The organism is Arthrobacter sp. TMN-49, from assembly GCF_054511095.1.
In genome coordinates, this window is record NZ_JBTNDH010000016.1 from 1 (window position 1) to 18,830 (window position 18,830).

Annotated in this window: 18 protein-coding genes; 5 read left to right on the forward strand and 13 right to left on the reverse strand. The window is 63.6% G+C overall.

Features of this window, described 5'->3' with window-relative positions:
* The 3 genes from ACX80E_RS09080 to ACX80E_RS09090 form a co-directional block, all read right to left on the reverse strand.
* Nucleotides 1-232, reverse strand: a 232-nt coding sequence (locus ACX80E_RS09080) for a hypothetical protein (RefSeq protein WP_459301591.1), incomplete at its 3' end; no start/stop codon positions are given.
* A 264-nt stretch (nt 233-496) separates the two neighbouring features.
* A complete protein-coding gene (locus tag ACX80E_RS09085; RefSeq protein ID WP_459301592.1) occupies nt 497-1,018 on the reverse strand; it encodes a GNAT family N-acetyltransferase in 522 nt (173 codons plus the stop codon).
* Complete coding sequence (locus tag ACX80E_RS09090) at nt 906-1,898, reverse strand: EamA family transporter (protein ID WP_459301593.1); 993 nt, start codon at nt 1,896-1,898, stop codon at nt 906-908. The genes ACX80E_RS09085 and ACX80E_RS09090 overlap by 113 nt, the downstream gene beginning before the upstream one ends.
* Before the next feature lie 45 nt (nt 1,899-1,943).
* Here ACX80E_RS09090 and ACX80E_RS09095 point away from each other — a divergent pair, with 45 nt between their 5' ends.
* The 3 genes from ACX80E_RS09095 to hrpA all read left to right on the forward strand — a co-directional run bounded on the left by ACX80E_RS09095 (nt 1,944) and on the right by hrpA (nt 7,348).
* The gene (locus ACX80E_RS09095; RefSeq protein WP_459301594.1) at nt 1,944-2,429 is read left to right on the forward strand and encodes a MarR family winged helix-turn-helix transcriptional regulator; all 486 of its coding nucleotides are present in this window, start codon (nt 1,944-1,946) and stop codon (nt 2,427-2,429) included.
* Between the two features lie 85 nt (nt 2,430-2,514).
* Nucleotides 2,515-3,360 (forward strand): hypothetical protein, encoded by an 846-nt coding sequence (locus ACX80E_RS09100; RefSeq protein ID WP_459301595.1) that lies wholly within the window; start codon nt 2,515-2,517, stop codon nt 3,358-3,360.
* A 13-nt stretch (nt 3,361-3,373) separates the two neighbouring features.
* Complete coding sequence (gene hrpA, locus ACX80E_RS09105; RefSeq protein WP_459301596.1) at nt 3,374-7,348, forward strand: ATP-dependent RNA helicase HrpA; 3,975 nt, start codon at nt 3,374-3,376, stop codon at nt 7,346-7,348.
* A 22-nt stretch (nt 7,349-7,370) separates the two neighbouring features.
* Here the strand turns inward: hrpA and ACX80E_RS09110 are convergent, their stop codons facing one another.
* From ACX80E_RS09110 to ACX80E_RS09120, 3 genes are read right to left on the reverse strand one after another with little or no spacing between them, the layout of a single operon-like run.
* On the reverse strand, nt 7,371-7,799 hold the full coding sequence (locus tag ACX80E_RS09110; protein WP_459301597.1) for an HIT family protein: 429 nt from the start codon (nt 7,797-7,799) through the stop codon (nt 7,371-7,373).
* Between the two features lie 33 nt (nt 7,800-7,832).
* The gene (locus ACX80E_RS09115) at nt 7,833-8,882 is read right to left on the reverse strand and encodes an NAD(P)-dependent alcohol dehydrogenase (protein ID WP_459301598.1); all 1,050 of its coding nucleotides are present in this window, start codon (nt 8,880-8,882) and stop codon (nt 7,833-7,835) included.
* Complete coding sequence (locus ACX80E_RS09120; RefSeq protein WP_459301599.1) at nt 8,879-9,724, reverse strand: sulfurtransferase; 846 nt, start codon at nt 9,722-9,724, stop codon at nt 8,879-8,881. Before ACX80E_RS09120 ends, ACX80E_RS09115 begins: the two co-directional genes overlap by 4 nt.
* Nucleotides 9,725-9,787: 63 nt before the next feature.
* Here ACX80E_RS09120 and ACX80E_RS09125 point away from each other — a divergent pair, with 63 nt between their 5' ends.
* Complete coding sequence (locus ACX80E_RS09125; RefSeq protein ID WP_459301600.1) at nt 9,788-10,867, forward strand: PLP-dependent cysteine synthase family protein; 1,080 nt, start codon at nt 9,788-9,790, stop codon at nt 10,865-10,867.
* 42 nt (nt 10,868-10,909) lie between these two features.
* On the opposite strand, the gene ACX80E_RS09130 is transcribed toward ACX80E_RS09125, so the two are convergent.
* Nucleotides 10,910-11,566, reverse strand: a complete 657-nt coding sequence (locus ACX80E_RS09130) for an MBL fold metallo-hydrolase (protein ID WP_459301601.1) — start codon at nt 11,564-11,566, stop codon at nt 10,910-10,912.
* A gap of 116 nt (nt 11,567-11,682) precedes the next feature.
* On the opposite strand from ACX80E_RS09130, the gene ACX80E_RS09135 reads away from it, so the two are divergent.
* Nucleotides 11,683-12,090, forward strand: coding sequence for a Fur family transcriptional regulator (locus ACX80E_RS09135; RefSeq protein WP_459301602.1), 408 nt, complete (start codon nt 11,683-11,685; stop codon nt 12,088-12,090).
* A 4-nt stretch (nt 12,091-12,094) separates the two neighbouring features.
* On the opposite strand, the gene ACX80E_RS09140 is transcribed toward ACX80E_RS09135, so the two are convergent.
* The 6 genes from ACX80E_RS09140 to ACX80E_RS09165 all read right to left on the reverse strand — a co-directional run bounded on the left by ACX80E_RS09140 (nt 12,095) and on the right by ACX80E_RS09165 (nt 18,750).
* Nucleotides 12,095-13,519, reverse strand: coding sequence for a lipase maturation factor family protein (locus ACX80E_RS09140; protein ID WP_459301603.1), 1,425 nt, complete (start codon nt 13,517-13,519; stop codon nt 12,095-12,097).
* 105 nt (nt 13,520-13,624) lie between these two features.
* A complete protein-coding gene (locus ACX80E_RS09145; protein ID WP_459301604.1) occupies nt 13,625-14,503 on the reverse strand; it encodes a metal ABC transporter permease in 879 nt (292 codons plus the stop codon).
* A complete protein-coding gene (locus ACX80E_RS09150) occupies nt 14,500-15,345 on the reverse strand; it encodes a metal ABC transporter ATP-binding protein (RefSeq protein WP_459301605.1) in 846 nt (281 codons plus the stop codon). The genes ACX80E_RS09145 and ACX80E_RS09150 overlap by 4 nt, the downstream gene beginning before the upstream one ends.
* A complete protein-coding gene (locus ACX80E_RS09155) occupies nt 15,342-16,259 on the reverse strand; it encodes a metal ABC transporter solute-binding protein, Zn/Mn family (RefSeq protein ID WP_459301606.1) in 918 nt (305 codons plus the stop codon). The genes ACX80E_RS09150 and ACX80E_RS09155 overlap by 4 nt, the downstream gene beginning before the upstream one ends.
* 89 nt (nt 16,260-16,348) lie before the next feature.
* Nucleotides 16,349-17,407, reverse strand: coding sequence for a hemolysin family protein (locus tag ACX80E_RS09160; RefSeq protein ID WP_459301607.1), 1,059 nt, complete (start codon nt 17,405-17,407; stop codon nt 16,349-16,351).
* Complete coding sequence (locus ACX80E_RS09165) at nt 17,404-18,750, reverse strand: hemolysin family protein (protein ID WP_459301608.1); 1,347 nt, start codon at nt 18,748-18,750, stop codon at nt 17,404-17,406. Before ACX80E_RS09165 ends, ACX80E_RS09160 begins: the two co-directional genes overlap by 4 nt.
* Nucleotides 18,751-18,830: the final 80 nt, after the last annotated feature.

Consider the following 18,830-nt stretch of genomic DNA (forward strand, 5'->3'; position numbering starts at 1 on the left):
GTGCCAGAACCACAGGGTCAAAGAAGCTGCCACAGGATTCCAACACCACCGAAGCGACAGCCACCAAGTCGTGGCACTTCTCCATCGCTGCCACGCCACAGCTCACAGGGTGTGCGGGCAACTGCCGGCCGACGGCACCCACCGGCGCCGAGCCTGCGGTGCCCGTTCCCTTTTCGGTGGCCAGGGCGGCAGCATCATGGGCTGTAGAGCCGAACCATTCAGGTACCGCCATGCCACTCACCGCCTTGCCAGTCCAGCGTCAATTCGGAGAATCAAAGCCCTTATCTGTGGCTAAAAACTGGAATCGTCATCAGAAACTTATACGGATCACTTCTATTCTTCTGCTACCTATATTCTATGGGCAGGGTCCGACACTCTGACAGCACAACAAACCCCTGAAGCGAAATCTGTGGATGACCACACCCCCAGCCGGGCCTGTGGAGGAATCAATCAGGCAAAAATCCACAAAGACGCCCAAACACACACCACCAAACACTCAAGACAGCCGCAACTTAAACCCCGCGTGCGACCGCACAAAACCCAGACGCCCATAGAATCGGTGAGCATCCAGGCGCGAACCGTCGCTGGTGAGTTGCACCAGCGCCGCTCCCCGCCGGCCAGCCTCGGCGACAGCCCAACGAATCATGGCCGAGCCGACACCATTCCCCCTCAACACTTCGTCCACCCGAACCGCCTCAATCTGCATCCGGGTGGCACCGCCGCGGGCCAACCCCGGCAGAAGGGTCAGCTGCATGGTCGCCACCACGGCACCGCCCTCATCGTCCACCACGCACAGCAGGTGGGCCGGATCTGCGTCAATGGCCTGAAAAGCGGCGAGGTACGGAGCCCGCTTCGCCGGGTCCGCCGACTCGGCCGATGCCCGCAACTGGTCCCGTGCGATGAGCTCAACGATGGGCCCGACGTCGGAAACTTCCGCCCTGCGCAGCGTAAAGTTCCGGTCCGCGAGCGCAAAGTTCGCCAACACCGCCGAGTTCCGGTTCTGGTTTTCCTGTGCCATGCCTCAACCCTTTCATGCCCACCCCCGCAATGACAGAAACCAGGACCACCACAATGCCCGCCAGCTGCCACGGCCCCATCGACTGGCCTGCCACCAACCAGCCCAGGGCAATGGCCACCACAGGACTGAGCAGGCCCAGGAAGGCCGCGGCGCCGGCGGGCAGCCGGGCCAAGCCCCGAAACCAGCAAAAATAGGCAAATGCCGTCCCCGCGATCGACAAATACAGGTAGCCCAGGATGTTGGATCCGCTCAGGGGAGACGTAGGCAGCCCTTCAAAGAGCATCAACAGAACGGCCAGTGACGTTCCCCCGGCGATCAGTTGCCACGCAGTGGTGGCCAGCGGCGACACCACTTCCCCGGTTGCCAAGACAGGCTGGCCCCACTTCTTGGCCAACACCGTACCCGCGGCCATGGACAAGGTGCCGCCGGCCGCTGCGGCCAGCCCCAGCGCATCCAGGCGTGCTTGTGACTGCAGCACAATGAGCGTCACACCAAAGACGCCGCCCGCACCAGCCGCCATGCGCGGCAGGGTCAGTTTCTCGTGAAGCAGCGGGCTTGCCAGCAGGATCACCAGCAGCGGCTGGACCCCTCCGACAATGGCGGCGACTCCCCCGGGCAGCCGGTAGGCCGCCACAAACAGTAGGGCAAAGAACGCGCCAATGTTCAGCGTCCCCAGAACCCACGACTTCCACCACCACGAACCTTCCGGGCCCCGCCGCGACAGTGCCAGCAGCAGCAGCCCGGCAGGCAGCGCCCGCAGCACGGCAGCCAGCAACGGGCGGCCTTCCGGCAGGAAAACCGTCGTGGTGAGGTAGGTGGAGCCCCACAGGACCGGAGCAAGGGACGTGACAATGATCAACAGATAATTTTTACTAAGCACTTAGCTAATATAACTAAGTGCTTAGCGAATTGCTAGTGTGGTGCCATGGCAGAGCAACTAGATCGCATCCTTTCCCAGTGGCGCACCGAAAAGCCACACCTTGATGTGTCTCCGATGGCAGTGATCGGGCGCCTTGGCCGGGCCGCGTCAGCCGTCGACGCCCGTCTCGCCGAGACCTTTGCGCGGCATGGCCTGGACGCATCCACCTTTGACGTGTTGGCAACCCTCTTGCGCAGCGGCCGCCCCTATAGCCTCACGCCTGCGGCACTGGCGCGCGATTCCATGATTTCCAGCAGCGCGGTGGCCCAGCGCCTGAACAAGCTCGAGCACCGCGGCCTAGTGGCCAGGCGGGCAAACCCCGACGACGGACGCGGCACCATGGTCTCCTTGACCCCGGTTGGCAGGGATCTCATCGAGGCAGTCCTGCCGGACCACCTCGCCACCGAACATGCCATCACCTCCGCACTGACGAAGGTGGAGCAGGCCCAACTGGCCACACTCTTGCAAAAACTCAGCGACGCGGCCCGCTGACCCACCGCCCCCTCCGGACCCACTGGTTGCCGGACCCACTGGCTGCCGGGCCGGCGCCGGGGTGATCCATGAAAGACTTTCCTCCATGACCAAATTGATTGCTGCGTTGGCGATTCTTGCCGCTTTGGCCTGCGCCACCACCGCCACCGCATCATGGATCGCCAAGAAGAAGGCACCGCTGGCCATCGGCCTCGGCAGGGCACAGATCCAGGCCACGCCCGCTGAGCTGGACAAAGCCATGAAGAAGGCCCAATGGCGCATGGTGGCAGCAATCGCGTTCGCGGCGGTCATGTTTGCCACCCTTTTCCGGGTCTCCATCGGCCTGTCCGGCCAGGAGGGGCTGCCGCTGGCCGCCACAGCCGGGCTCTCGGCCAGCGGCGGGCTACTCCTGTTCTCGGCCCTCCCCGCCGCCAAACTCCCGTCCGACAACGCCAGGCCCCCGCTGCTGCCGAAGCTCGCGTTCATCCTGCCGGCCGCGATTCTGGCCGCCTTCACAGCGTTCGTCATCGTCGCAGGGCTGGTACCTGCATTTACCTCCATGAAGAACGACGGCGTGCCCCTCCTTCTGATGGTCGTTGCCCTGGGCGGTTCCGCACTCTTGGTCCTGCACCGCCTGACAACCACGCGCGCCCTGACGGATCCGCGCATGTCTGCAGCCGACCGCCGCTGGCGCGAACTCTCGGCACGGAACCTGCTGAACTTCACCAACGGGGCACTCCTTGCCTACTTCGGCACGGCAGTCATCCTGGCAGCCCTGGCATGGGGCGCCGCAGGGGCAGAAACCGCGTCCCCCAACTGGGTAGTCGCCGGCACGGCCGGCGGAGCGGCACTGGCCCTGGCCGGCGTCGTGCTTCTGGCCCTGGCGGCAAAGGGTTCGCTCACCATCCGCACGAGAGCCCGCGAAGGAACCGGTGCGCCAATAACCGCATAAACTGGGTGACACCATGACTTTGACTATCACGTACCCGCCCGCGCTTCCGGTCTCGGAGCACCGCGAGGACCTCATGGCAGCCATCGCCGCCAACCAGGTCACCATCATCGCCGGCGAAACCGGCTCCGGAAAGACCACCCAGATCCCCAAAATGTGTGTGGAGCTGGGCCTGGCCGAGAAGGGCCTGATTGGCCACACGCAGCCGCGCCGCCTTGCCGCGCGCACCGTGGCCGAGCGCATCGCCAGCGAACTCGGCGTGGAAATCGGCCAGGAAGTGGGCTTCCAGGTCCGCTTCACCGGCCATGTGGGGCCGCAAACGAAGATCAAGCTCATGACCGACGGCATCCTGCTGGCGGAAATCCAGCGCGACCGGCTCCTGCGCAAGTACTCGGTCATCATCATTGACGAGGCACACGAACGCTCCCTGAACATCGACTTCATCCTGGGCTACCTGCGCCAAATCCTGCCCAAACGCCCGGATCTGAAGGTCATCATCACCTCGGCCACGATCGACCCGGAGCGCTTCTCCAACCACTTCGCCTCCCCCGAGGGCCCGGCTCCCATCGTGGAAGTCTCCGGACGCACCTTCCCCGTGGAGATTCGTTACCGCCCCTTGAGCGGTCCAGCAACTGACGACGACGAACTCGAGTTGGCAACCGACCGTCGCCTTGACGGCGGCAACAGTGAGGAGGATAGGGACCCACTGGACGCTGTGTGCGACGCCGTGGATGAACTGTCCAAGGAGGCACCCGGGGATATCCTGATCTTCTTCTCCGGCGAGCGCGAGATCCGTGACGCAGCGGACGCCTTAGCGGGCCGGGCCAAGACCAATCCGCGCCTGCGCGATGTGCAGATCCTCCCCCTTTATGCCCGGCTCTCCCTGGCCGAGCAGCACGCCGTCTTCACGACCGGTTCGCGAAAGCGCATTGTGCTGGCCACCAACGTTGCCGAGACGTCTCTGACGGTGCCCGGCATCAAATACGTCATCGACCCGGGCACCGCACGCATCTCCCGGTACTCGCACCGGACCAAGGTGCAGCGCCTGCCCATCGAGCGGGTGTCCCAGGCGTCGGCCAACCAGCGCTCGGGGCGTTGTGGCCGTGTCTCCGACGGCATCTGCATCCGCCTTTACTCCGAGGATGACTTTAAAGCCCGGAGCGAGTTCACCGACCCGGAAATCCTGCGGACCAACTTGGCCGCCGTCATCTTGCAAATGACGGCCATGGGTGTTGCCAAGGGGCCCAAGGATGTGGAGAAGTTCCCCTTCGTCCAGCCACCGGACTCCCGGGCCATCACCGACGGCGTGACACTGCTGCGCGAACTCGGTGCCGTCACCGCCGCCGGCGGGATTACCGGCGTCGGACGTCAACTCTCCCAACTGCCGGTGGACCCCCGGCTGGGCCGGATGATTGTGGAGGCTGCCAAACGCGGCGTGGCAGCCGAGGTCATGGTGCTTGCCGCCGCCCTCACCATCCAGGACCCGCGTGAACGCCCCACCGACAAGCAGCAGCTTGCCGCCGAAAAGCACAAGCGCTTTGCCGATGAAAACTCCGATTTCACCGGTTTCCTGAACCTGTGGCGGTACATCAAGGACAAGCAGGAGGAGCTGTCCTCCAGCGCATTCCGGCGCCTGTGCAAGGCCGAGTTCATCAATTACCTGCGGGTTCGTGAGTGGCAGGACTTGTTCGCCCAGCTCAAGCAGATGGGCAAGTCGCTGGATATCAAGGTCTCCGGCGGTGCGATTGATCCGGTGGCCAACCACGACGCCATCCACATGAGCCTGCTGACGGGCCTGCTGAGCCACATTGGCCTGTATGACCAGCGCAAGCGCGAATACGCCGGCGCCCGTGGCACCAAGTTCATGGTGTTCCCGGGTTCTGCCCTGTTCAAGAAATCACCGGACTGGGTCATGGCCGCCGAACTGGTGGAGACCTCACGCCTATGGGCCCGTGTTGCGGCCAAGTTTGATCCGCTGTGGGCCGAGCAGGTGGCCCCGGACCTGGTCAAGCGCACGTACAGCGAGCCGCACTGGTCCAAGAAAATGGGCTCGGTCATGGCTCATGAGAAGGTCACCTTGTACGGGGTGCCCATTGTCCCGAGCCGCCGCGTCCACTACGGGCCCATCGATCCGCAGCTCAGCCGCGAGATGTTCATCAGGCACGCCCTGGTGGAGGGTGACTGGCACACCAACCACAAGTTCTTCCACCGCAACCAGGCCCTGTTGGCCGAGGTTGAGGAAATGGAGACCCGCATGCGCCGCCGCGATCTGCGGGTGGACGACGAGACGCTTTTTGAGTTTTATGACGATCGGGTGGGCCCCGACGTGGTGTCGGAACGGCACTTCGACACGTGGTGGAAGGACGCCCGGCACCAGAACCCGGCCCTGCTGGACTTTGACACCCACGTGGTCATGGCGGAGGAGCCGGAGCTTGACGAGGCTGCGTTCCCCAAGACCTGGGCGGAGGGCGAGTTTGTGCTGCCGCTGTCCTACGAATTCCATCCGACGGCGCCAGGTGCTGCCCCGAACCCGTCCGACGGCGTGAGTGTTCAGGTGCCGTTGTTGTTCCTGAACCAGTTGCCGCAGGCCCCGTTCAGGTGGCAGATTCCGGGCTTGCGGGCTGAGCTTGTGACGGCCTTGATCAAGTCGCTGCCCAAGGCCATCAGGAAGAGCTTCATCCCGGCCCCGGATGTTGGCCGGCAGGCTGCCGCTGCGTTGGCGCAGGACTTTGACCCATCTGTGGATGCGCTGGAACCGTCCCTGGAGTTGGCGTTGCGCCGGATCAAGGGCCAGGTGATCCCGCCCGGGTCCTGGAACTGGGATGCAGTGCCCGCGCATCTGCGCATGACGTTCACCGTCGTGGACAAAGACGGCCGCATTTTGGAGGAGGGCCAGGACCTGGCCCGGTTGCAGGAGCAGCTGGCCGGCGCGACCCGCCGCGCCATCGCCGAATCGCTGGGTGCAACACCGAAGACCACCCAGGCCGGGCGAGCGCCGCTCGGTGCGCCCGCCGGAAGGAACGGCAGGGGCGCTGCCGGCGGCACCACGGCGGCTGGTGCGGCAACGGCGCAAGGCAAGGGCCCGGCGTCGAACATCCCCGGCAACTCCGCTGACACCTCCGGCATTCGGGAGCGCTCCGGGCTCACGTCCTGGGACGTGGGCACACTGCCGCGCGAGGTGAAGCGCCTGGTGGCCGGCCATACCGTGACGGGCTATCCGGCGTTGGTGGATGAGGGCGGCACGGCAGGGGTCCGGGTGTTCCAGCGCCAGGATGTGCAGGAGGCTGCCATGCGTGGCGGCGTCATCCGGCTGCTGGCCCTGCGGGTGCCCTCCCCGGACAGGTATGTCCTGGACCACCTGAGCAACACAGAAAAGCTGACGTTCAGCCAGAACCCGCACGGTTCGGTGACCGAGTTGATTGCCGACTGCACGCTGGCCGCTATCGACAAGCTCACGCCCGCGGAACTCACGTGGAACCAGCAGGACTTCGACGCCCTGTATGAAGTGGTGCGGGCCGAACTGATTGACACCGTCTTCTCGGTCACGGCGGTCGTGGAGCGTGTGCTGGCCTCCAATATGCGCATCCACAAGAAGCTCCGCGAGACCACCAGCCTGCCGTTGATCAGTGCCCTGAATGACATCAAGCAACAGCTGGAGCTCTTGGTCTATCCGGGCTTCGTGGCAAAGACGGGCTTTGCCCAGCTCAGCCAGCTGCCGCGCTATTTGGCGGCCATTGAGAAGCGGCTGGAAAAGCTGCCGTCCAATGTGGCCCGCGACGCCGCGTCGATGGCGGCCGTGCAGCGTTTGGAGGACGAGTACGACGACGCCGTGGCGGCCCTGGTGCCCGGGCAACGTTCAACCGCCGGGCTGGAGCACGTGCGCTGGATGGTCGAGGAGCTGCGCGTCAGTCTCTTCGCCGTGGAGCTGGGGACGGCGTACTCGGTGTCCGAGAAACGCATCCGGGTGGCGCTGGCGAAGGCCATGTCCTAGACCTCCCCATCAATAGGGGTGGCTAGGCGTCGGGGACAAACTCCCCGTGGCCGGCGTCGCGCAGGGCAGTACGGAGCCTGCGTGCACTAGCATCCATGACGGCCGGGTCCGGATTGTTGTCCACGGCCGCAAAACTAAAGTTCTCCAGCCCGTAGGCCGGGAACACGTGAATGTGCAGGTGTTCGACCTCAAAACCGGCGATGATCACTCCCGCGCGCGGCGCACCAAAGGCAGCCACCTGGGCCTGGCCCACGGTTTGGGCAACACCCATCAGCTTGGCCATGAGTTCAGGTGACGCGTCGGTCCACTTGTCCACTTCGAGCCGTGGCACCACCAGGGCGTGCCCCTCGGTCAAGGGTCCAATGGTCAAAAAGGACACGCAGTCCGCGTCCTGCCAGATGAACCGCGCAGGAATGTCGCCGTTGATGATTTTGCTAAACAAGGTGCTCAAGAATTACTCCCTCAAACGGATGCGGCTAGTGGCTTACAAGGTGGCGGCGTCGAGCACAAAGCGGTACTTGACATCGCCCACCACCATGCGGTCATACGCGCGGTCCAGCTCCTGCGCGGACACCAATTCAATGTCGGAGACAATGCCATGCTCGGCACAGAAGTCAAGCATCTCCTGGGTCTCGGCAATGCCACCAATGAGTGACCCACCATAGGCCAGGCGCTTGCGGATCAACAGGCCCGGATCGATGGGCGGCATTTTTTCCGACGGCAGGCCCAGCTGGAGCAAGGCGCCGTCGCGCGCCAACGTTCGCAGATAGGGGTTGATGTCATGCACGGCGGCCACCGTGTCCAAGATGGCGTTCAGCGAGCTCTTAGCCGCAGCCATCTGCGCCGGATCGGTGGAAACCACCACGGCGTCGGCCCCCAGTTCCGCGGCGGCAGCAGCCTTGGCCGGCGAGGTGGTGAAGACTGTCACGGTCGCACCCATGGCCTTGGCAATCTTCACGGCCATGTGGCCCAAACCGCCAAGACCAATCACACCGACCTTGTCGCCCTCCTGGACGTCGAGGTAGCTCAACGGCGAGTAGGTGGTGACGCCCGCGCACAGCAGGGGAGCTGCCGCCGCCGGGTCCATGCCCTCCGGAATGTGTACCACGTAGTTTTCATCCACCACGATCGCCTGCGCGTACCCGCCCTGGGTGATGCCGCCGCCGTTGCGGGGATCCGCCACGCCGTACGTGCCCACGTTGCCCACTTCGCAGTACTGCTCAAAGCCTTCCAGGCACGAATCGCATTCGCGGCAGGAATCCACCATGCAGCCAACACCCACCCGCTGGCCCACGGTGAAGCCCTCCACCGCGTCGCCAACGTTGCTGACGAGGCCCACAATTTCGTGGCCGGGGACCAGCGGGTATTTGGCCGGTCCCCACTCCGAACGGATGGTGTGCACATCTGAGTGGCACAAGCCGCAAAATTCGATAGCGATTTCAACGTCATGGGCCCCGGGATCGCGGCGTTCCACGGTGCTGGGATTGAGTCCTGACGTGGCTGAGTCGGCTGCATAAGCCTTTACGTGGGTCATGCCTCAACCCTATCGCCGTTATCGCCGGTCTCCACCGGGCGCCCGGTCTGATTCGACCACGCCGACCATGACCCCGGGTACAAGGCCGCCGTGAACCCGGCAATCTCCAACGCGGCAATTTGATGCGCCGCCGTCACCCCGGACCCGCAGTAGACGGCCACCGCCGAGCCCTGCACCACGCCAAGAGCGGCAAACCGTGCCCGCAACTCCGCCACAGGTAAGAACCGCTTGTCCGCTGCTAGATTCTCCGTGGTCGGCGCGCTGAGTGCCCCGGGAATGTGCCCCGCACGCGGATCAATCGGCTCCACCTCGCCCCGGTACCGCGCCCGGGCCCGCGCGTCGAGCAAAATCCCGTCCCACTGCGCGGCACCGTCGTCGTCGATGGTTTCCTTCGCGCCAAACCGTACGACGGCGTCGCCCGGCTCCGCGCGCTCCTCACCTGCTGCGAGCGGCAGCTTCGCTGCGCGCCAGGCGGCCAAGCCGCCGTCGAGCAGGAAGATGCTGTCCAGGCCCGCATAACCCAGCAGCCACCAGGCGCGGGCGGCTGCCGCCGAGCCGGCGTCGTCGTAAACCACCACAGTGTCCCCGGCCTTGATGCCCCAGCGGCGGACGGTGTGGGCAAAATCCGCCTCGGCGGGCAGCGGGTGCCGGCCCTCCTGCGGTGCACCGTGGGCAGCCAGCTCGGCCTCCATGTCTACGTACACGGCGCCGGGAATATGGGCGGCAACATAGTGCTCATGGCCGTGGGGATCACCCAGCGCCCAGCGCACATCCAACAGCACGGTGCGGGTCCCGGCTGTCAGGCGCTCATGGAGGGAGGCAACATTCATCAAAACCGACATTGACGGGCTCCTTAGGGAATTCAGTGATCCATCACCATAATGTACTGCGATACGCTCAATTGCATGAACACTGCACAGACGTCGTGGTCCTGGACCCGCACCGCGATTGGTAAAGTCCAGGCCGAGAACAACCGTTCGGCCGACACCCACCTGTACAAGATTGAGTTGCCCGCCCGGTGGGGAGTTGACCTGTATGTCAAGGACGAGTCGTGCCACAGGACGGGTAGTTTGAAGCACCGGCTGGCCAGGTCATTGTTCCTCTTCGGGCTGGTGAATGGCTGGATCAATGAGGGCACCACCATTGTGGAGGCCAGCTCCGGCAGCACTGCCGTCTCCGAGGCGTACTTTGCGCAACTTTTGGGCCTGGACTTTGTGGCCGTCATGACCCGCACCACCAGCCCGGAGAAGATAGCTCTCATTGAACAATTTGGTGGCCGCTGCCACCTGGTGGATCACGCCGAGCAGGTTTATTCGGCAGCAGCCCATATTGCCCGTGAAAGCAACGGCCACTACATGGACCAGTTCACGTATGCCGAGCGGGCCACGGATTGGCGCGGGAACAACAACATTGCCGAGTCCATTTTCAGCCAGCTGGAGCATGAGAGGTTCCCCGAACCGGCCTGGGTGGTGGTGGGCGCTGGCACCGGTGGCACCTCAGCCACCATCGGGCGGTACATTCGCTACCATGGCCACGCCACGCAGTTGGCAGTGGTGGACCCCGAGGGCTCGGCGTTTTACCCGGCCTGGAAGAACGGCGACCTCGGCACTGTTACTGGCAATTCCTCCCGGATTGAGGGCATTGGCAGGCCACGGGTGGAGCCAAGCTTTGTCCCCGGCGTCATCGACTCAATGATTGAGGTTCCCGATGCGGCGTCCGTGGCCGCCATGACGCACTTTGCCCAGCTGACAGGCTTGCACGCCGGGCCGTCCACCGGCACCAACCTCTGGGGCGTGTGGCAGTTGGTGGCCCAGATGGTTGCCGGCGGTGTTACCGGCAGCATTGTCACATTGATGTGCGACGGCGGCGAACGGTATGCGGGCAGCTACAACAACCCGGCGTGGCTGGCTGAGAAGGGGTTGGATCCGGCCCCGCAGCTGCGCATCATCGAGGACTTTTTCGCCGGCGGCGGTTGGCGCGGCTGACCCGACAGGCCGGCAGGCCCGGCGAACAGCGGCGGGGGCGCGCTAAATCTCCGCGGACTGGCCCGGTGCCAGGTGGCGGAACTTCACGCCGTGGAGCGCCCCAATCCGGGCCACGTGCGACTCCGTGAACGCCAGGCCCTGCGCACTGAGCAGCGCGTCATGGATTTGAAATGCCCAGGGGGCCCGCACCGAGACCACAAAATCCACCACCTCCGAGACTTTTGACCACGGCGCGTGCAGGGGAACCAGCAGCGTGCCCACGCTCACCCCGTGCGGAACTATGAGGGAGTCGCCCGGGTGATAAACGTCGTCGTCAATCAGGTAGCCAACATTGGCAACAACGGGCACGGTCGGGTGGATCACAGCGTGCTGGCCGCCAAAGCACTGCACAGCAAACCCGGCCACGGTAAATGCCTCCCCCACTGCCGCAACAAAAATCTGCCCCGCGTGCCCCGGCGCCTTGGCCCGTAAGTCCTGCGCCACACCTGCGGGGGCGTAAATGCTCAGGCGCGGGGACTGGGACAGGGCCTTGACCAGGGCGGTGGCGTCATAGTGGTCCGGGTGCTCGTGCGTGATCAAGGCGGCGTCGGCCCCGGCCAGCGCCTCGGCGGACTCGGAGAAGATCCCCGGATCCAGCACCAGCACCCGGCCTTCCTGCTCCAGACGGACACAGGCATGAGTGAATTTCGTCAACAACATGGTGTCAGCCTATGCCTGTCCCAGAGCCCCGCCAAGGACGTGGGCACCAGCAAGTTCACGGGTGGGTGCGCTAGGCTGGTTCATTGGATCTAAGCCTCGAGAAAGCGAGTCCACCCATGAGCGATGCACCGGTGAAGGAGCAGCGCGTCACGAAACAACGCGTGGCCATCAGCGCTGCCTTGGACACGCTGGATGACTTTGTCAGTACGCAGGACCTGCACCGTTTGCTGCACGAGCAAGACATCCGGGTTTCGCTGGCCACAACGTACAGAATATTGGCCTCCATGGCGGAGGAAGGCGCGGTGGACACGCTGCGCAATGACGAGGGCGAAACGTTGTACAGGCGCTGCTCCGCCACCAGCCACCACCATCATTTGTTGTGCCGCAACTGCGGCAAGACGGTGGAGGTTGAGGCGCCCGCCGTTGAGAGCTGGGCTGCGTCAACGGCCAAGGCCAATGGCTTCACCCAAGTCCAGCACACAGTGGAAATTTACGGCCTGTGCCCGGAGTGCTCGGCGGCCTGAGCACTCAGCCGATGGGCGGCACCAGCGTGCCCATTGGCTCGCGCACCCACCAATCGCCGCTTTGCCGCCATTCCCGCCACGAGGTGTAGCGGTAGGCGAAAACGCGGGCCCGCACTTGCTCCGGCGCCTGCCCGCCAAACGGGTCGTGGCGGAGCAGCTTGAGCGTAGCGGGGTCTGCCACGAGCAGTTTGTTCAAAAACGGCATGAACCAGTCCAGGCCGGGCTGCCCCAACGCCAGAAACCACATCAGCCAGTCCAGCCGCAGATGGTAGGGCGCATATTGCCGCGGCATGCGTGAGGGTTCACCCGGTTTCCCGCGAAAGCCGTATTCGCGCCAGCCGTGCCCGTCCCACCCCTCCACCACCACCTCGTACCGCTCGCGCGTGATGCTGCCGAACGCCCCATAGGCGTTGGCCAGCCGCCAGCGGTTGAAGCTGGCGTTCATGGCCTGCTCCCGCGAGCAGAGGTTCTTCAGCGGCCACCAGCTCAGCACCAGCATGAGCAGACCCATGGCCAGCACGACGACGGCGAACCAGGCCGGGGTGCCCATCGCCGTCTGGGTGCCAGCTGGCACAGCGACGCCGGGGACCAGCTTGGCCAGCACCGAATCCTCGATGGCCGAGAACGCTATCACCAAGGTGATCGTGTTGAGCCAGGCAAAATTGCCTGACAACACCAGCCATGCCTGCGTCACGAGCACCACGGCCGCCGCCCACGTCGCCACCGGTTGCGGGGCAAAGAGCAGGAACGGGATGAACAGCTGGGCACCATGGTTGCCCAGCACCTCCACCTTGTGCAGGGGCTTGGGCAGGTGATGGAACCACCAGCTCAACGGATTGGGCATGGGCTGGGTTTCGTGGTGGTAGTACAGGGCCGTCAGATCACGCCAGACCCTGTCGCCGCGCATCTTGATCATGCCTGCCCCAAACTCCAGCCGGAACAGCAGCCAGCGGAACAGCCACAGGGTGATCACCGGCGTCGGGGTTTGATCGGAGCCAAGAAAGGCTGCCAGAAAACCGGCCTCCAGCAGCAGGATTTCCCAGCCAAAACCATAGAAGATCTGGCCCACATTCACCACGGACATGTACAGCAGCCACAGGGCAAGAAACACGAGCATGGGCAGCCACGCCGGGCCCTGTTGCGGCAGGCCCAGCACTAGAGTGAGGGCCAGGACTGCTCCCGTCCACGCCACAGTGCGCAGGAGAGCGTCCGAATACCGCCAGCGGAACAGGGATGGTCCGGGCGTCCGTGCGGCCCGGGCAAGGTAGCGCGGGACCGGCAACAGCCCGTGCTCGCCCACGAGTGCGGGGAATTGCAGGGCGCCGGAAACAAACGCAATGACGTACACGGCAGCAATGCCGCGCTGGAGCACAAAGCGTGCAACATCGTAGTCGGGGGTGCCCCACCAGTCCGCATACAACCAGTCCATGGTTAAACGCTAAGCCCATTGCCCTGCGCATGGTTAGCGGCAAATGGTGCGCCACCGCAAGAGTGGCGCACCATCGGCCAGGGACCGTGCGCTGAATTCGTCGTGCTAGGCAGCGACGGCGGTTGGCCGCGCGGACCAGCCCCGGCGCCTGCGCCACGCTCCGGCCACCCGGCACAGCAGATAAATCACAAACGACAAGGTTGTCACGTAGGGGCTGATGGGGATGCTGCCGCCAAGTGCCAGCATGATGCCACCGACTGTGGAGGTCATGGCGAACGCGACGCTGAGCAGCACCACCATGCGCGGGGCGGCCGTGACTTGCAGGGCCGCCGCGGCCGGTGTGATGAGCAGGGCCAACACCAACAGCGCCCCAACCACCTGGATGGACAACGCCACGGCAATGCCCAGCAGAAACATGAACGCCAGGGAGAGCGTCCGCACCGGAACACCGCGCGCCGTGGCAATGTCGGGATCGGCGCTGGCGAACGTCAGGGGACGCCAGATGATGGCCAACCCCACGACAACCACCAGTGCCGTGCCGGCCAGCACGGACAGCTGGGTGGAATCGACCGAGACAATCTGCCCGGTCAGCAAACCAAACTTGTTGGCGGAGCGGCCCTCATAGAGGGACAAGAACAATATGCCCAGGCCCAGCCCAAAAGGCATGATCACCCCGATGACCGAATTTTTCTCCCGCGCCCGCACGCCCATGACGCCCAGCAGCAAGGCGGCAAACACCGAGCCCACCAGCGAGCCAAAGATGACATCGGCGCCTATCAATAGAGCAAACGCCGCCCCTGCGAAGGACAGCTCCGCAATGCCGTGGACGGCAAACGCCAGGTCCCGCATCATGACGAAGGTGCCAATGAGCCCGCCCACAACACCGAGAATGGCGCCCGCCAGCAAGGTGTCGCGGAACAGCGGCAGCAGTTCGGCGTAGTTGGAGAAGCTAAAGACGGCGTCGGTGAAATCTGCCCAACTCATAGAGGTACCTGCCCGTGTGTAAAGTCGTGGCTGTCCTCGCCCTGCGGCAGGTGGCCGTCAATGACGGTATCCGGCCTGCCCACCACAACCAGCCGCCCGTCCATGTGCAGCACCTGAACGTGTGTGCCGTACAGCCGCGAAAGTACCTCCGTGGTCATGACCTCCGCCGGGGTTCCCACGGTGAAACGCCCCCCCGCCAGGTAGAGCACACGGTCCACATGCTCCAGGATCGGGTTAATTTCGTGCGTGACGAAGACGACGGCGGTTCCGTGGTGTTTGGCTTGTTGACCCACCAGGGCGCTCACTGCTTTTTGATGGTGCAGGTCAAGGGACAGCAGGGGTTCATCGCACAGGAGTACCTGCGGCTTTGCGGCCAGAGCCTGGGCGATGCGCAGCCTTTGCTGTTCACCACCGGAGAGCATTCCCACGGGGATTTTTCCGTAGCTGGTGGCCCCCACCTGGGCCAGCAGCTCATCGACCCGCTGGTGATGGGCTCTGCCGCGCACTCGGAAACCCCACTTGTCACCGTCGACGCCCAGCCCCACCACGTCCCGTGCCCGCAGGGGCGTGTCGGGGGCGAAGTTCTTTTGCTGGGGCACGTAGCCAATGGCGCGGTTGCCGCGCTTGACGGGGGCGCCGTTGATGGTGAGCTGGCCGGAACTCAGCTGGGACAGGCCCAAAAGGATTTTCAGGAAGCTGGTTTTGCCGCTGCCGTTGGCGCCCAGGACAGCCAAAAACTCGCCCGGCCGGACCTCCAAGTTCAGGTCTTTCCAGAGAGTTCGTTGGCCATATTTTAAAGTGGCGGCGTTGAGGCTGATGACTGCCGGAGCTGATGGGCTCACTTGGCCGCGCCGGAGGCTAGGGCTTGTTCCAAGGAAGAAACATTACCAACCATCCAGTCCACGTAGGTGGTTTCCGGGGGAAGTGTCTCAGAAAAATCAACGACGGGCAGCCCGGCAGATTGGGCGGCCGCCTTGAGCTGCTCGGTTTGCGGGCTCTGGGTTTGTTCGTTGTAGGCCAGCAGGGCGAGCGTTCCGCCGGTCAGCAGGGTCTTTAATTCAGTGACTGTGGCCGCAGCCGCATCGGCGCCGTTTTCCACGGCCTCACTGAATTTCTCAGGCGTCTTGTTGACCAGGCCGGCCTGCTCCAGCAGGTACAGCGGAGCCGGTTCGGTGATGGCCACGGCTGTGCCGTTGTGGGACTTCTTCAGCTGCGCCAGCCTGGCCTCCAAGTCCTGCAACTTTGCCTTGTATTCGGTGGCCCTGGTGGTGAACGCCGATGCTTTCTCGGGCTTGGCGGCAGCAAAGCGAGTGGCCAGATCGTCGGCAAGTTTGGACATGACAGGTAGCGAATACCACAGGTGTTCATTGAACTCCGGGCCCATCTCCAGACCGGACAGCTCACTCACATTGACGATCTGCCCGGCCTCCAGCTGCCCCTTGGCCAGCTGGGCAAAGAAATCGTCATAGCCGCCACCGTTTTCAATGCCAATCTGGGCTTTTGAAACCGCAAGCTTGTCCTGGGCGTTGGCCTCATAGCCGTGCGGGTCTGCGCCGGCCTTGCTAATGATCGAATGCACAGTGACCTGCTCGCCACCAATGGCTTGGGCAATATCTGCATAGACATTGGTGGAGGCAACCACCGACACTGTGTCATCCGCGTTCTGGCCGGCGCCTCCCCCACCGCAGGCAGCCAGGGTGAGGGAGGCGGTGAGGGTTGCGCCCAGGAGCAGAAGTGAGCGGCGGCTGTGAGACATGGGAGTCCTTTGTAAAATACTAATGAGAACAATTACTAATAAGACCAGCATAGCCCATGTTAGGAATCGTTCGCATCAAGCCGTGTCGGCTAGTTCCTTCTGCGCTCCTGAATGTGCGTTTGGGTGGCGTCGCGAATCTCGCCCACCAACTGCTCAATCACGTCTTCAAGGAACAGGACACCCATTGTTTGGCCACCGTCGTCGATCACTCGGGCCATGTGTGAGCCCGTGCGCTGCATGGTGGAGAGCACGTCCTCAATTTCCTCCGTGGCGGCCAGGTTCACCATGGAGCGCACACGTCCCTCACCAATGGGTTTTTGGTAGCGCTCCAACGGAATCCGCAAAATGTCCTTGAGGTGCAGATAGCCCAAAAGCGTCCCCGTTGCATCAGCGACCACAAATCGGGAGAAGCCTGTTTTACCCACGGCGTGTTCAAAGTCCACGGGCGTGGCGTCGGCGGGCAAGGTGACAAGGTCGGCCCGGGGAACCATGATTCCCTGTGCCGTTTGCGAGGAGAATTCCAGCGCCCCTGTGATGAGTCCTGTCTGGTCATTCATCAAACCGCTGCGCGTGGACTCGGCAACAATGGACTGCACCTCCTCGAGGGTGAAGCTTGAGGCAACTTCAGCCGCCGGCTCAATGCCAAAGAGCCGCACCATGTGGTTGGCGGCCCAGTTCAACGCCACAATGAGCGGGCGCACCACCTTGCTCACCAGCACCAGCGGAGGAGCCAACAACAAGGCAGCCTTGTCCGCTGAGGACACGCTCATGTTCTTGGGCACCATTTCGCCAAATGTCACATGCAGGAATGTCACCAGGGCCAAGGTCACCACGAACGCCACCGGAGCGGCAACACTGTCCTGCACGCCCACTGCGTGCAGTGGTTCGGCCAAGAGGTGGTGGATGGCAGGTTCTGCGACGTTCAAGATCAGCAGGGAACACACCGTGATGCCCAGCTGCGCACAGGCCAGCATCAAGGAAACGTTCTCCATGGCGCCAAGGGTGATTTTGGCACGTTTGGAGCCCGCGTCGGCCAAGGGTTCAATCTGGCTGCGCCTGGCAGTCATAATGGCAAACTCTGCCGCAACGAAGAAGGCGTTGCCGGCCAGCAGCACCACCAGCCAGGCAATTCCGGCCCAGGGGTTCATCGAGACTCACCAGCTGTAGTCGTGGCGTCTGTGTCCGCACCCTCGTGGGAGGGCGCCGGGATGAAGCGGATCCGATCTATCCGGCGTCGTTCAAGTCTGTCAACAACCAACAAGCCACCGTCCACTGCCACCGTGTCCCCCACGACAGCAATGCGGCCAAGCTCCGCCATCATGAATCCACCAACCGTCTCATAGCCGGCCTCGTCGGGAACATGGAGCGGGCCGATGCGTTCGCTGACCTCGTCGGGGCGCATCAGGCCCGGGAAGAACCAGGTGCCATCGGCCGCCAACAAGATGCCGGGCTTGACCCTGTCATGCTCATCGGAAACCTCGCCAACAATCTCCTCCACCAGGTCTTCCAAGGTGGTGACACCTGCCGTGCCGCCGTATTCGTCCTGGACAACCGCCATCTGCAGATTGCCTTCACGCAATTCCAGGATCAACGCGTCCAGGTGCACCGTCTCGGGCACAAAAAGCACGTCCGTCATGATCGCGCCAACCTCAATCGAGGGCCGCTTGTGAAAGGGTACGGCAACAGCCCTTTTCAGGTGCACAACACCCAAGATATGGTCAGGTGAATCACCAATGACGGGAAAACGGGAGAACCCGGTGCGCCGGGCAACGTCAACAACTGCAGCCACCGACTGGGTGCTTTCGATGGTTTCAACCCGCATGCGCGGGGTCATGACATCTGCCGCCGTTCGTTTGGAGAAGCTCAGGGTGCGTGCCACGAACGTTGCCGTACCCTCATCAAGGGTGCCCATTTTCGCTGAGCGGCGCACCAGCGAGGCAAGCTCGGCCGGGGACCTGGCCCCGGAAATCTCCTCCTTGGCTTCCATGCCAAAGAGATTCAAAACCTTGTTTGAAAAACCATTGAGCACCACAATGGCCGGCTTGAAAATGGCCGTGAAAACCAGTTGCGGGCGGGCCACAGCCTTGCCAATTTCAAAGGACTTGGCGATGGCCATGTTTTTGGGCACCAGTTCACCCATCAGCATGGACAGGAGGGTGGCGATCAGCATGGCCACGGCCAGCGCGATGCCGGATACGGCAGCCGACGGCACGCCCACAGCACTCAGCGGCCCGGTCAGCAAGGCACCCAGCGAGGGTTCCATGAGGAAACCCGTCAACAAGGTTGTCAAGGTGATGCCCAGCTGACAGCTGGAGAGTTGGGTGGAGAGCGATTTCAGGCAACGCAACAAGGGTTGGGCGGCTTTATCGCCATTGTCCACTGCCCGTTGGACCGAAGACTGGTCAAGGGCGACAAGGGAAAACTCAACGGCCACGAAGAAGCCGGTACCGAGGATCAGCAGCAAACCAGCTGCTAAGAGGATCCACTCCATTTAGTGGCTCCCCCGTTCTGCCGCGCAACGCATGAGCGTCGCGCCGGAGTGGGGGTTGCTCGCCGGCGGAGGGTGGTCGG